This is a genomic window from Halomonas sp. KM-1 (assembly GCF_000246875.1).
GTDB lineage: Bacteria > Pseudomonadota > Gammaproteobacteria > Pseudomonadales > Halomonadaceae > Halomonas > Halomonas aerodenitrificans.
In genome coordinates this window covers 1-13,714 of record NZ_BAEU01000089.1, presented here as the reverse complement: position 1 = coordinate 13,714, position 13,714 = coordinate 1, and the positions used below count along the sequence as shown (strand labels likewise).

Genomic DNA, 13,714 nt, shown 5'->3' with positions numbered 1-13,714 from the left:
TAGCCGCTTCCCACTCGGCCTGGGTCAGCCCCACTTCCTTGACGAAGCCATGCAGATGGCGGATCAGCGACGCCATGACCTCACGCAGCCTGGGATCGGTCTCCTCGCCCATGCGCGCGTTGACCGCTGCGACGGAGTTCGCCTCGGTGAAATAGTCGATCTGGGACATGCTCCATTCTCCTCGATGGCTGGGCCTGGGTGATTACAGAGGCCGGGTGCCACTCCAGGCACGCTGGAGCAGCTCGCGTATGGCGTCGCGCTCCACCGGTCGGGGGTTCCAGTAGGGATTCTGGGCCGCCAGGTCGGCCGCTTCGTCCAGATCCGATTCGCGCAGTCCCAGCGCCTCGAGGGCGAGAGGCGCCCCGAGAGAGCCGGCGAAGTCGTGGAGGCCGCCGCCCAGCTCGCCGCCGAACAGGCTCGCCGCCGACGCCAGGACCTCGGCGGCGGCCTGGGCGTTGTACGCCGCGGTATGCGGCAGCAGGATGGCGTGGGTCTCGGCGTGGGGCAGATCGAAGCTGCCGCCCAGGGTGTGGCAGAGCTTGTGGTGCAGTGCCATGCCCACGCTGCCCAGCACGGTGCCGCACAGCCAGGCGCCATACAGCGCATCACTGCGTGCCTGAAGGTCCTGCGGGCGTTCGACGATGGCCGGCAGCGCCTGCTTGAGACTGCGCAGCCCCTCCATGGCCATCAGCCCGGTCAAGGGGTTGCGGTCCTTGGCATAGAGCCCCTCCACCGCGTGCGCCATGGCATTCAAGCCGCTGGTCACGCTGGTCGCCACCGGCAGTCCCAAGGTGAGCTCGGCGTCGTAGACCACCACCTCGGGTAGGATGGCGGCGCCCTTGACGGTGGTCTTCACGCCGTTCTCGGTCTGGCCCAGGATCGGCGTGACCTCGGAGCCGGCATAGGTGGTCGCCACCACCACCTGCGGCGCACCGTTGCGATAGGCGATCGCCTTGCTCAAGCCGATGGTCGAGCCCCCGCCCAGGGCCACGACGCAGTCGGCAGCGGCGTCCTCGAACGCCGCCATGGCCTGCTCGGTCACGTGAACCGGGGTGTGCATCACCGCCCCGCCGAAGACCCCGGCCCCCAGTTCGCCGAGCTGCGCGTTGAGGCGTTCGGCATCCTCGCGCCGGGAAGGCGTCGACAGCACCAGGGCCCTGCGGCAACCCAGCAGGCGCACTTCGTCGGCGATCCTGGCCAGGCTGCCGGGCCCGAAGAGCACGCGCGCCGGATTGGCCGTATAGAGGAACTCATGCGACATGACAGGCTCCTTCAGGGTCCAAGCAGCACCGACTCGGTGGGGTAATCGCTCGCCCAGCCCTCTTTCAGCGGGGCGACGAAGACGTTCTCCGTACGCGTGCGGGTGATCTTCCAGGTGCCATCGGGCTCCTTGCGGAAGGCGTTGTTGAGCCGCGACGAGCGCAGCAGCGCCTTGCCATCGGAGAAGATCCAGGGCTGGCAGTGCACCCACTGGCCCTCCGCGACGTCGCCACTGACGTGGATCTGCTCCGAGGTCAGGTAGTGAACGTTGAGCAGCAGCTTGGGATCCTGGTCCTTCTTCCAGAACCCCTGAAAATGGCGCCTGATCGCCGCCGCTCCTTCGGCACGACCGAACTGGTTGTCGTAGTACTCGCCTACGCCTTCCCATACGGCGTCTTCGGTATACAGCGCCATGATCAGCTCGATGCGTTCCTCATCGCTCTTCACGCCATATTCGGGAATCGGCGTGTCGCACAGGAACATGTAGCGCGCCTGGAGACGACGGATCTCGGCCTCGGCCTCCAACGTCTCGATACGCGCCACCAGGGCCTTCAGTTCGGCATTCGTCACTTGCGACATTTTTCTCTCCTTTGCTATTTCAGCGGAATGGTCTCGCCCAGAGGCGGCTATAAAGGGGCTCCGAGGCGTTCGATCACGCGCCCCAGGCCCGACTTGATCGCACTTACCTCGCCCGGCTCCAGGTTCTCGAACAGGCGTCGTTCGTAGTCGTCGGCCATGGCCAGCAGGCGCAGCGACAACGCCTGTCCTTCCTCGCTGAGCCGGATGCAACCGTCTTCGCCCGGGCCGACCAAGCCGCGCTCGCGCAGCCCGTCGAGGGTGTCCTCGAGGTCCACCTGGGGCTGGGCCACGCGCTCCGCCAAGGCCTCGGCGGCCTGAGGGCCGCGGTCTGCCAGCAGGGTCAGGATCCGCCACTCGTTGTCGTTGACCCCCAGGCTGCCGAGCCGCGGATAGAAATCGCTGCGGTAGGCGGCCAGTGCCTGGCGCATCAGATACAGCAGGTGCTTGCCCAGTCGGCCGTTCAGCGCCGGGCGCTCGCCGACGCTGAGCAACAGCGGATGCGGCTCGGGCACGGCATAGCGCCCGTTGTGGAAGACCAGGGCGCTGCCCTCGTTGCGATAGGCGTAGCGCACCACTTCACCGACGATGATCAGGTGATCGCCGCCCTCGTAGACGTTCCACGTGCGGCATTCGAAATGGGCCGCGGCCCCCTTCACCTTGGCCACGCCGCCGATGCCCTCCTCGATGGCAATGCCGGCGAACTTGTCCTCGCCCCGCCGTGCAAAGCGATTGGAGATATCGACCTGCTCATTGCTGAGCACGTTGACCACGAAATGCTCGGCGTTGCGGTAGGCATTCAGGCTGTAGGCGCCCTTGTCGATGCTCCACAGGATCAGCGGCGGCTTCATCGACACCGAATTGAAGCTGCTGGCGGTAACCCCATGGTTCTCCTCGCCCTCGCGCGCGGTGACCACCGTCACGCCGGTGGCGAACTTGCCCAGCGCGCTACGGAAATCTCTCGTATCGAAGCTCATAAGCGGCTCTCCCTCCCAAACGCGGGATCGTTGTCAGCGCCCTAATTTCTCGCCGGTGGTGCCGGCGATGCCGTAGTCGCTCTTGGGTATCTCGCTGATGATGACCCGCACGTTCGCTTCGGGGGCATCGATGGATTCGGTGATGGCATCCGTCACCTTGCGGATCAGCGACTCCTTCTGATCCTGGCTACGCCCCGCCATCATGTAGACGTGAACTGTCGGCATTCTCTTGTCCTTTCTTGTCGTCGGATTCTTTTCGTCAGAGATCGAGAACGATCCGTTTACCCTTGGCCCGAGAGCAGCAGACGCACATCAGTTCGCCCTCCTGCTTCTCCTCCTCGGTGAGAAAGTGATCGCGATGATCGATCTCACCTTCGAGGACGTCGGCCACGCAGGTACCGCACACGCCCTCTTCGCACTTCACATCCACTTTCACGCCGGCCTTGGCGAGGGCCTTCGCAATCGTCTCTTCGCTACCGACGGAGACAGTGACGCCGGAACGTTCGGCAACCACCTCGAAGGCGTCACCCGAGACATCGACGTCCGCCGAGAAGAATTCGCGATGAATGCGCTCATCGCCGATGCCGAACTCCCGGGCCCGGGAGATCACCCACTCCATGAAGCCCTGGGGGCCGCATACATAGACGTGCACCCCTTCCCTGGCCGCAGCGAGTTCGGCATCGAGGTCGAGCTTGGTCTCGAACTCGTCGTCATGGTGGTAGACGACGAAGTCGGACAGGCCGGCCGCTTCCACCTCGCCGCGGAAGGCCGTCACGCTGCGTGAGCGCGTGCAGTAGTGCAGCGTGAAGTCCTTGCCCAGCGCGCGCAGGCGACGGGCCATCGCCATCATCGGCGTGACCCCGATGCCGCCGCCGAACAGCAGGCTCTGCGGTGCCTCCTCATGCAGCGGAAAGTGATTTCTCGGCCCCTCGATCTCGAGCGTCTCCCCCACCCTGGCGATTCGGTGCAGGGTCTCCGAGCCGCCGCGGCTGCTGGGGTCGCGCAGCACGCCGATCTCGTAGAACTCGTTCACTTGCGGATCCGAGCAGAGCGAGTACTGCCGCCACAGGTCGATCTCTCCATCGCGCACGTGCACGTCCAGATGCGCGCCGGCGGTGAAGAGCGCCAGCGGAGTGCCGTCGAGCGAGCGCAGCCGCAGCCTGGCAATGCCGCCCGGCTCATCGATGCGCTGGTCGATCGCCAGCGTCAGGCGTTGGTTAGCGGTATCCATTGGCATCACCTCATGTAGATTCCACCGTTGACGTCCCAGCAGGCGCCGTTGACGAACGCCGCCCTGGGGCTCGCCAGCAGCGCCACCAGCTCGGCGACGAAATGCGGATCACCCAGGCTGCCCACCGGGATGTTGGCAACGGCCTGCTCGAGATTGCCGCCCAGCACGGAACGCACCATGGGCGTATCCATGGGGCCGGGCGCGATGGCATTGCAGGTGACGCCAAAGGGCGCGAGATCGCGGGCAAAGATCTTCGTCAGCGTGAGGATGGCGCCCTTGGAGGCGGCATAGTGCGCCCCGGTGGCCGTGCCGCCGTTCTGCCCCGCCAGGGAGGCGAGATTGACGATTCGCCCGTAGCCGCGCGCCTTGAAGTGGCGGCCGAAGATCTGGCTGCCGGCGAAGGTGCCGCCGGCGTTGGTGGCCAGCACGGCATTGAAGTCCGCGGGGTCGATCTCCAGCAGCCCCTGCACCGCCGTGCGCGCCGCGTTGTTGACCAGCACCTCCACCGACCCCCAGCGCTCTATGCACTTGTCGAGCACGGCCTGGAAGTCCTCGGGTTTCGACACATCGAGGGTGACGGATACGGCGGTGTCGCCCGCCAGGTCGAGTTCGGCGGCCAGCGCCGCGGCCGGCTCGGGCTCGATGTCCGAAATCACCACCCGGAAACCGGCCCGATGCAGGGCGCGTACGGCTTCGGCGCCGAAACCACGCGCCCCGCCGGTCACCACCGCCGTCTGGATCTTGTCAGGAGTCGGCGTAGTCATCAGAACAAATAGCTGAACGAGTTCAGCATCCCGTCGGAGTTGAGCAGGCGCGCCACCTTGTGGCGGATCTTGAAGCCGCCCGGCGTGACGATGAGGGTGTAGGTCAGGTTTGCGGCCCAGATCCGCTGGCGCCCGAACTTGTCTTCGATCAGGTGCTCAGCGCAGCGCACCGTCACTTCGTCACCCTCGGCCCTGTCGATGACGAAGCGCGACACCGTGCGAATGGTACGGGCCGGCGGCGCCGAGGAGATCGAGAACCCCTGCTGGAAGCGAGCGATGCGATCGCGCCGCATCTTGGCATCGTCATGGCAGAGGTTGAGTGCGTTGTCGAAGTCCTCGGTGTCACCGATGGGCAGGGTGTAGAAGCCTTCGTCGCTCCACAGGGCGAGCCAGGCATCGTAGTCCTGACGGTCCAGAATGTCCGCCTCGGCCCAGATGAAAGCCTGGGCATCCTGCAGCAAGAGCTCCTTTTCCATCTTGATCATCTCGTTCATGACTGCATCATCCTCTTCCACATGTCGTACGCCGCCCGCATGCCGGTCTCGGCACTGATATGGCCGCGTGGCCCCACCTCGCCCGGCTGCTCGTCGACGAGACCGCGATTGAGCAGGATGGGTAGCTCCGCCCCACCCTTGGTGCCGCGCTGGACCCGCTCCCACACCTCCGCATCGTCGGGCGAGCCGAAGCCCATCGGGCCCTGGAAGTGCTCGTGCAGGCGCAGGCGCACCTGGTTGGCCGCCTCCGGGCCGCCGTCCATGCCGATGGCGATGTGGCGAATGTCGGTCCGCTCGACGTTCACCGGCGTCAACACGCGGAAGAAGGCCAGCGAGAACGAGACGTTGGGGAACAGATTGAGGTTGAAGCCGGCTCCGCCCACGGCGCGCACGATGCGCCTCACCTGCTCATCGGGGTAGCCTTCGTCGCGCAGCTCCTGGGCCAGCTCCGTAAAGCGCTCGGGGATCGGTGCCTCGAGGTTTTCGTCGAGATCCACCAGCTCGGGGATCATGACCATCACCGAGTGGCCGTTGCCGAGATCCTCGACGTACCCCTTGCCCTGATCCAGGAAGGAGAAGACCTCCTCGGTCTCGTCATCCAACGACTGCAGGAAGGACTTGTGCACGACGGGGAAGTGATAGGCGTCGGTAGTGTTCTCGAGCTGGACCTTCCAGTTCATCGGCACGCTGAACTGATGCTCGCCCAGTACCTTGACCGGGTAGCCCGCCCCCTGCTTCATGAACAGGTCGATCCATTTGGTCACTGGACCGAGGAAGTCGACCAGCGGCTCGGCTTCTTCATTGAAGGTGGCGAAGACCATGCCGGCGTAGGATTCGGTGCGCAGCTTGAGCAGGCCGTGCTGCGCCTTGTCGAAGTCGTCGCCGTACTGCTCGGGGTAAGGCAGCGCCCGCAGCGAGCCGTCGAGCCCGTAGCCCCAGCCGTGGTAAGGGCACTGGAACGAGGAGGTCTTGCCCTTCTTCACCTCGCACACCGTGGCGGCGCGATGACGGCAGCGATTCACCATGACGTGGATCGCGCCCTTCCTGTCGCGCACCACGATCACCGGCTCGAGCCCCACCTGGGAGAGCCTGAACGAACCCTTGTCGGGGAACTCGCTTTCGTGAGCGACCCACACCCAGGTTTTCTTGAAGATTTTCTGCATCTCCTCCTCGAACAGCCTGGGATCCTCGTACATGGGCGTGCGAATATGATCCTTGAACACGAGTTCGTGAGGGGTGATGTCGATCTTGTTTTCGATGTTCATGATGACCTCGAGATAGCTATTGGCGGCCCTTTTCGAAACGGCTTGCCGATGGTTTTTCCGTCACTCGGGCACGACGAGTTCGCGCCCGATGCGCGCTTCGACCCGGCAGTATTTCCACAGCTTGTAGGTGCCGTCGCCCACCGGCGTGGTGCGGAAGAAATTGCAGGCATCGACGATGGTTTCGTAATCCTCCACGTCGGCCATGATGTAGAAGGTCCAGGGGGCGGCGAGGGAGGGGCCGACCTGGATGCGGTCGTCGTCCATGATGCCCAGGATCGTCAAGCCGGGCAGGCCGTCGATGCCCTGCAGCATCTCGCGGGTGGCCTCCCACACCTGCTTGGCTTCCTCGGCGGTGGCGTTCATGAAGTTCTGGTTGATACCGCAGCAAAACAGCACGCGATGCATCATGGTGTTCTCCTTTCTCCAGTTGTCGTTTCGGCTCACAGATAGCCCGGTAGGGGGTCGTGATCGAAGAAGATGGCGCCGGCGTTCTTCCAGGTGATCTCACCCATGAAGGCGTGCTGAGTGCACAGCAACGAGTCGCGCAGGATGCGTGACAGGGGATGATCGTTGTCGGCGCCGGTCATGCCGCTGATCTGGTACACGCTGCGAATGGCCGCGGCACACTCATGGGTCAGATGGGTGGCGGAGAGACGCAGCAGGTTGATCTGCTCGCGGCTCGGCTCGCCGCCGGCCTCGACGGCGCTCCAGGCCGACTCGGTGCTGTCATAGAAGAAGGCACGGGCGGCAAGCACCTGGGCCTCGGCCTTGGCCAGGCCGATCTGGGCGTACTCGCGCTCGCCCAGATTGGGCGCCCCGGTGACCGACTTGCGCCCTCCGGCCATGGCCCGCACCACGTCCAGCGCCTCCCGCGCCAGCCCCAGGGTGGTGACCGCCAACACCTGGGCGGCGAAGGCCAGCGCGGGGTAGCGGAAGAAGGGCGCGTCGATGGTGGCCTTGGCACCACGCACGAAGGTCCACTCCTCGGTGACGTAGGCTTCGTCCACCACCAGGTCGTGGCTGCCGGTGGCGACCATGCCCAGCATGTCCCAGGTGGGATCGATGCGAACCTGCTCGCGGGGCAGCACCGCCATGCGCGGCAGGGCACCGGGCTCGTCGGGCTGGATCCCGACGCCGCACAGCGAGGCGCTCATGCAGCCGCTGGCGAATTTCCAGCGTCCCTTGATGCGAAAGCCGCGGTCGACCCGCTCGGCGGGATGAGGCGGAAAGATGCCACCCGCGAACACCACGTCGGGAGAGTCATTCCAGATCTGGGTGATGGTCTCCTCGGGTAGAGCCGCCAGGTAAGCGGGATTCATACCGAAGCTGGCCACCCAGCCGGCGGAGCCGTCGGCCGCCGAAATGGCCTCGACCATCTTCAGGAACTCGGCGGGGGATTTCTCATCGCCGCCGTATCTGGCCGGCACCATGGCGCGGTAGACGCCGATGGCCTGGAACTCCTCGATGATGTCCGGCGAGATGTGTCGGCGTGCTTCGAACTCTTCTCGCCGCCGGCGGATATTGTCGAGCAGCGCATCGAAGCGCCCCTCTCCGCCCCATTGGGCTTTATCGACCTGGCTGTGCATGGGCTTCTCCTGTTGTTTGAATGGCCTCGGCAGGCCGAGTGCCGACCAAATAGCGCACGACCAAATGGCGCGCGGCCCGGCAGACACCGGCGTCATCGCCACGCCGGCCGATCAGCTGCAGGCTCACCGGCCGACCCCGGCTCGGGGGCAGAGGCAGGCTCAGGGCGGGATGCCCCGAAAGGTTGAAGGGCCGCACGAGGGAAGAGACGCTCAGATCCTGCCGCCCCTCCTCGGCCGCCACGCGGGTCAGCGGAAAGTGCGGCAGCGTCGGCAGCGCCAGCACCTCGTAAGTCTCGAGCAGCCGGTCCACGCTGGCAGTGAAGGCCAGGCGCACCGCTTCGGCCTCGCGCAGTTCGGCGTCGGTGGTCTCGGCGGCCGCCCGCAGGCGCCGCTCCACGTCACACCCCAGCCGGCCGCTATCGAGCCAGGCGGCACAGGCCGCGTAGGTCTCGCGGTTGATCAGCGCCATGGCCGCCTGATAGGCCTCGTCCATCAGCGGCAAGACGCTCTTCTTGCCGGCCAGCCCGGCACCTACGAGGCACGCCTCCACCGCAGCGAGAATCGCGCTATCGGCCGAGACTTCCAGCCAGCACAGGCTCGGCATCGCCGCGCCCTCGCCGACCGCAAATCCGGCATCCACGGCCGTCATGAAGGCGATCAGCTCGTCGAGGTCGGCGCTGAGCGGTCCCACGCAGTCGAGGCTGCTGTGCGCTGGCATGACGCCACGACGCCCGAGCCGGCCGAAGGTGGGCTTCAGCCCGTATACACCGCAGCAGGCCGCCGGCACCCGGATCGAGCCACCCGTGTCGGTGCCGATTCCGATCTCGGCCAGGCCCGCCGCAACTGCCGTCGCCGAGCCGCTGGAAGACCCACCCGGGATCAGCGCCGGGAAACGCGGATTCTCGGGAGTACCGGTCCAGGCATTGAGCCCGGTCATGCCGAACGCCAGCTCATGCAGGTTGGCCTTGCCGACGATGCGATACCCGGCTGCCAGCGTGCGCTCGACGATCTCGGCATGCCTCTCTACCGCCGGCACACCGGCCAGCGCCGCCGAGCCGGCCCGGGTCGGATAGCCGGCGATATCGATACTGTCCTTGACCACGACTCGCTTGGGGCCCGTGCCGAGGTCGAGAGCTTGGATGAGAGATGACATGGCAGCCTTTTATTTATTTATCACATGAAATTTCAAGTATTTAATGACACACTATTGCGTTTCTTGGCTGCCCTTCCTGCCTGACTCCAGTCGCTTAACTATCTATCGTCCTTCGTCACTTCAGAGGACGAACAGCACGATCTCGGGCACCAGCAGCAGCAGCGCGATGCATATCAGGTAAGGCGACATGAAGTAGCCGACGCCGCGAAATATCTCGCCGAAACTGAGCTCGGGGTCGAGGCTCTTGACGATGAAGGCATTGACCCCCACCGGCGGCGTGATCGCTCCCATGCTGGTCACGATGCAGACCATGATGCCGAACCAGATCGGGTCGTAGCCCAGCACCAGCGCCACCGGGAAGAAGATGGGAATCGAGATGATCAAGAAACCCATGGCGTCCATCAGTGCCCCACCGATCACGTAGATCAGCAGTACGCAGGCCATGACCAGCACCGCCGGCAGGGGCAGCGCCGCGGCCCACTCGCCGACCAGGAAGGGCAGCCGTGTCACGGTCAGGAAGCGACCGAACACCACCGCACCCGCCACCAGCATCAGGATCATGGCGGAGGTTCTGAGGGTGTTGCTCAAGGAGTCCCGCAGCACCGCCCATGAGAACCGTCCGCGCAGGCCGATGATGGCGATGGCCCCCACGCAGCCAACCGCCGCCGCCTCGGTGGAGGTGAACCAACCGGCGAAGAGCCCTCCCAGCACCAGGGTAAAGAGCGCGAATATCTCCAGCACGCCCTTGAGAGAGGCCATGCGCACACTCCAGCTGGAACGTTCGCCGGCCGGAGCCATCTCCGGGTTACGCCAGCACAGGAAGGCGATGGTCAGCACGAACAGCAGCATCAGGACCAGGCCGGGCACGATGCTGGCAATGAAGAGGTCGCGAATGGCCAGCTCGGCCTGCAGCGCGATCACGATGAGCACGGCGCTCGGCGGAATGATGATGCCCAGGGTGCCGCCGGTGGCGACGCTGCCGGCGCTCAGCGCCTTCTGGTAGCCGAACTTCTTCATTTCCGGCAGGGCAATGGTGCCTACCGTAGCGGCCGTTGCCGTGTTGGAACCGCACACCGCGGCGAACCCGGCACTGCTCAGGATCGTCGTCGTGGCCATGGAGCCCTGACGATGGCCGGTCCAGGCGTATGAGGCAGCAAAGAGCTTCTCGGTGATTCCCGAGCGGAACAGCAGCTCCCCCATGAAAATGAACAGCGGTATGACGCTCAAGGAGTAGGAGGAGAGCTGCTCCCAGATCCCCGAGCTGATGATGTTGTACGCCGCCATGGGGCTGGTGATGTGCAGCATCCCGAAGAAGCCGACGATGAACATGGCAAAGCTGATTGGCACTTTCAGCACGATCAGCAGGAAGAGCGCCAGCACCCCTACGATGGCCAACATGGTGAAACTCATGCTTGCTTACTCCGAGTCAGGCACTCCAGCACGTCCACCAGCAGCACCAGGCAGAACGCGGTGAAGCCTAAGGCGACCATGTAGATGATGGGATAGATGACCAGGCGCAGAGACTGCGAGACGGTGCCGCGCTGCATGGCAAGGATGCCGTACTCCCAGAGCTTGAAGGCCACCATGGCGAAGAACAGCAGGCTCGCCACCGCCACCAGGGTCTGTACGAGACGCTGCACCCCCTGAGGCATTCGAGCCACCAGCATGTCGAGCTCGATGTGCGCCTTGGTGGCCTGGGCATAGGCCAGTGAGAACGACACCACCACCGCCGTCAGCCAGCCCACCACCTCGGTGGTACCACCGAACGAGGAGGCGACCTGGCGCATGACGATATTGGTCACCACCAGCAGCATCATCGCCAGCAAGGCCGTCCCGGCGAGGACGAGCAATAGCCGACCGATCAGAAAAGAGAACCTGTTCATGAGCCAGACCCATCGTGTCGAATGTTTCCCGGGCCGAAGCCCGGGCACCTGTCGCTACTGCTGGTCCTACTGTTGATATTGCTCAAACAGCTCGAGCATACGCTCATGGAACTCATGTGCCGGCAGGCCCAGCTCGGCAACGCGGGTCAGCCGCTCCTCGTTGATCGGCTGCAGGCGTTCGGTCCAGCGGGCCGCCTCCTCATCGCTCAGTGAAAGCACCTCGACGCCCTCTTCCTCGCGCGCCCACTCCAGCGACGCCTCGACGTGGGAATCGAGATAGTCGCCGGCGAAGAAGGCCATTTCGGCACCCAGCTCATCGATGATCTGCTGGATGTCCTCGGGCAGCGACTCCCAGCGCTGGCGGTTCATGACCGCCACCAGCACTGCATTGGTCAGGGGGTAGTCGGTCACGTACTTGACGGTGCGCGCATAGCGCAGATCCCTCAGCACTTCCCGCGAACTCACGTAGCCATCGACGACACCGGCCTGCAGCGCCTCGCCGGTATCGGCCTGGGAGAGCGCTATTGGCACCCCACCCAGCGCCGCCAGCACGTCAGTGCTGTCACCAGGCACACGGATCTCCTGGCCGCGCAGCTCTTCCAGGGAGGTGACAGGGTCCTTGGTCTGCAGATAGCCGGGCTCGGAGGTGAAGGCGGTGATGACCTTGAAGTCCTCGAGACCCAACTGCTCGGGGGGGAACTCCTGGATCAGGTCGTAGAGTGTCTGACTGGCAACGGTCGAGTTGACCTCCTGGCCGGTGATGCTGCCAGCCAGATTGAGTAGCGGGAAACGGCTCGGCTCATAGGAGGTGATCGAAAGGCCGATGTCGGCGACGCCGCTCAATACGCCGTCGTACATGTTGTTGGCGGACAGCAACGTACCGCCGGGGAAGGTGTTGACGGTCACGCGACCGTCGGTGCGGCGCTGCACCTCCTCCGCCCAGCGCTCCATCTGTACACCGGGAAAGGTGCTGGAAGGCGAGATGAAGGCATAGCTGAGAGTGATTTCGCTGGCCGCTACGAGCGGGCTTGCCACCACGCCCGTCAGCATACCTGCCAGCCCAATGGCACCTGCCACGCGCCGAACGCTCGGCACTGTGTTCTTCGTCGTCATGGGTTCTACCTCTCTTGTCGTTGTTGTTCGGGTGCTTCTGTGTCACCCAATACATTCAATATCACATGAAATTTCAAGCAATGCAAGGAACGCGCACAAGTTCGCACTACGAACATTATGCCTGATCCAGCACCCCCAACGCCGTAAACAGCGCCGCCAGCTCCGGCTCCTGCCGCTTGGCGCGCAGCAGCGCGGCGTCCTCCACCGTGAAGCGGCCCGCGGTGGCGCTCAGGTAGATCTTGCCGCTGGCGCGGTCGGCGAAGCGGACCTCCGGTACCTTGGCGAGGCACTGCTTGAGGAAGGTGCAGTTGGCGGCCACGGCCAAGGAGTCGTCGTCGGGATAGACCTCCTCCGGACGGGTGGCCGCGGTGTCGATCTTCTTGTAGCGGTCGAGGTTGACCAGGCCCAGGGGGTCCAGCACGTGCAGCACCTCGCGGGTGCCATGGGCGACGACCACCGGCGGGGTGTGCCTGGGCACGCTGTTGTCGAGGAACACGTACTTGAAGCGCGGTCGCGGGCTGTCCATCCACTTGAAGAACACCCTGGGCATGCCGTCGTAGGCCTCCACGCAGTGCCCCAGGAAGTCCGACACCGCCTTGTAGCGCCCGCGCTCCAGCCCGCGCAGCCAGCCCCGCTCCACCGTGGCCTCCGGCGGGGTGATGATGAAGTACATGTGCATGGTAGAGACGTACTTGGCGTAGGTGCCATCGAGCAGTCGCGGTACCGTGTCGGAGGAGAAGCTGTCGAAGCGAAAGCGGTCGATCAGCAGGTTGGGAATGGTGCGGTCCCGCTGCGCCTTGTCGCGGATGTAGCGGTCCAGCTTGGCATCGATCAGCTTGACCTCCTTGCCCGCCAGGCGACCGGCGTACTTGTAAGCCTCACCCAGGGTCTCATAGTCGAGCAGCAGGCGGCGCCAGATATCGGGCGTGATGGTGCCGTACTGCTCCGGCGGAATGCCCAGATCCTGCAGGGTGTATCGCAGCAAGTGGCGTAGGGAGCTCTTGCCGGCCGCCGAAGCGCCCTTGAGGCTGATCAGGATCGGCTCGTCGGCAAGGGGCACCCGGGCGTAGCCCTCCTGCTCGATGGCCCGCTCGACGTGCGGCGCCAGCAGGTTGCCGATCTCACGGCTGCCGTAGTCGTTGCAGGCGTGACGGGCGATCAGCGTCGCCAGCACCTCGCGGTCCACGCCGATATGGCCATGGACCGCGGCAATCGAGCTCATTACCCGATAGGCGCTCTTGTAGATGGCCTGTTCGAGCTCGTCCTGGGCGGCCAGCCCCCGCTGCTTGATGCCCTGGATGGCATCGTGGTGGCGCTCCTCCAGGGTACGGCGGTCGGCCTGCCGCTGCGGCGCCGGGCGCCTGCCCAGCCAGCGGGCCAGCAGCGAGACCGGCTCGGGCTCCTCGCGATAT

At 65.0% G+C, this 13,714-nt stretch carries 16 protein-coding genes; all 16 read right to left on the bottom strand.

Translation table 11 applies throughout. The features are described 5' to 3' along the window. Positions 1-112 (bottom strand): dioxygenase (locus B8115_RS24135; RefSeq protein ID WP_370542918.1); only part of this gene is annotated, 112 nt, incomplete at its 3' end. Between the two features lie 90 nt (positions 113-202). After that, positions 203-1,261 carry a maleylacetate reductase gene (locus B8115_RS09820; protein ID WP_010627618.1) on the bottom strand — a complete coding sequence of 353 codons (1,059 nt, stop codon included), beginning with the start codon at positions 1,259-1,261 and terminating at the stop codon, positions 203-205. Between the two features lie 11 nt (positions 1,262-1,272). Continuing rightward, on the bottom strand, positions 1,273-1,839 hold the full coding sequence (locus tag B8115_RS09815) for a nuclear transport factor 2 family protein (protein ID WP_010627617.1): 567 nt from the start codon (positions 1,837-1,839) through the stop codon (positions 1,273-1,275). A gap of 47 nt (positions 1,840-1,886) precedes the next feature. Further along, complete coding sequence (locus B8115_RS09810; protein ID WP_010627616.1) at positions 1,887-2,813, bottom strand: flavin reductase; 927 nt, start codon at positions 2,811-2,813, stop codon at positions 1,887-1,889. Between the two features lie 33 nt (positions 2,814-2,846). Continuing rightward, positions 2,847-3,080, bottom strand: a complete 234-nt coding sequence (locus tag B8115_RS09805; RefSeq protein ID WP_274517417.1) for a 2-hydroxymuconate tautomerase — start codon at positions 3,078-3,080, stop codon at positions 2,847-2,849. Continuing rightward, positions 3,073-4,044: a PDR/VanB family oxidoreductase gene (locus B8115_RS09800; protein ID WP_010627614.1), complete on the bottom strand. Its 972-nt coding sequence runs from the start codon at positions 4,042-4,044 to the stop codon at positions 3,073-3,075. Before B8115_RS09800 ends, B8115_RS09805 begins: the two co-directional genes overlap by 8 nt. 5 nt (positions 4,045-4,049) lie before the next feature. Next, positions 4,050-4,808, bottom strand: coding sequence for an SDR family NAD(P)-dependent oxidoreductase (locus B8115_RS09795; protein ID WP_026038021.1), 759 nt, complete (start codon positions 4,806-4,808; stop codon positions 4,050-4,052). Then, the gene (locus B8115_RS09790; RefSeq protein WP_010627612.1) at positions 4,808-5,302 is read right to left on the bottom strand and encodes an aromatic-ring-hydroxylating dioxygenase subunit beta; all 495 of its coding nucleotides are present in this window, start codon (positions 5,300-5,302) and stop codon (positions 4,808-4,810) included. The genes B8115_RS09795 and B8115_RS09790 overlap by 1 nt, the downstream gene beginning before the upstream one ends. Further along, positions 5,299-6,567 carry a Rieske 2Fe-2S domain-containing protein gene (locus B8115_RS09785; RefSeq protein WP_010627611.1) on the bottom strand — a complete coding sequence of 423 codons (1,269 nt, stop codon included), beginning with the start codon at positions 6,565-6,567 and terminating at the stop codon, positions 5,299-5,301. The genes B8115_RS09790 and B8115_RS09785 overlap by 4 nt, the downstream gene beginning before the upstream one ends. Before the next feature lie 60 nt (positions 6,568-6,627). Next, on the bottom strand, positions 6,628-6,975 hold the full coding sequence (locus tag B8115_RS09780; protein WP_010627610.1) for a hypothetical protein: 348 nt from the start codon (positions 6,973-6,975) through the stop codon (positions 6,628-6,630). Between the two features lie 32 nt (positions 6,976-7,007). Further along, the gene (locus B8115_RS09775; protein WP_010627609.1) at positions 7,008-8,153 is read right to left on the bottom strand and encodes an acyl-CoA dehydrogenase family protein; all 1,146 of its coding nucleotides are present in this window, start codon (positions 8,151-8,153) and stop codon (positions 7,008-7,010) included. Beyond that, a complete protein-coding gene (locus B8115_RS09770; RefSeq protein ID WP_010627608.1) occupies positions 8,134-9,306 on the bottom strand; it encodes an amidase in 1,173 nt (390 codons plus the stop codon). Before B8115_RS09770 ends, B8115_RS09775 begins: the two co-directional genes overlap by 20 nt. Before the next feature lie 120 nt (positions 9,307-9,426). After that, a complete protein-coding gene (locus B8115_RS09765; RefSeq protein WP_238539207.1) occupies positions 9,427-10,704 on the bottom strand; it encodes a TRAP transporter large permease in 1,278 nt (425 codons plus the stop codon). 8 nt (positions 10,705-10,712) lie between these two features. Beyond that, positions 10,713-11,189, bottom strand: a complete 477-nt coding sequence (locus B8115_RS09760) for a TRAP transporter small permease (protein ID WP_010627606.1) — start codon at positions 11,187-11,189, stop codon at positions 10,713-10,715. Between the two features lie 66 nt (positions 11,190-11,255). After that, positions 11,256-12,302 (bottom strand): TRAP transporter substrate-binding protein DctP, encoded by a 1,047-nt coding sequence (gene dctP / locus B8115_RS09755; RefSeq protein WP_010627605.1) that lies wholly within the window; start codon positions 12,300-12,302, stop codon positions 11,256-11,258. 115 nt (positions 12,303-12,417) lie between these two features. Beyond that, positions 12,418-13,714: hypothetical protein (locus tag B8115_RS23610; protein ID WP_010627604.1), on the bottom strand; the 1,297-nt coding region annotated here is incomplete at its 5' end.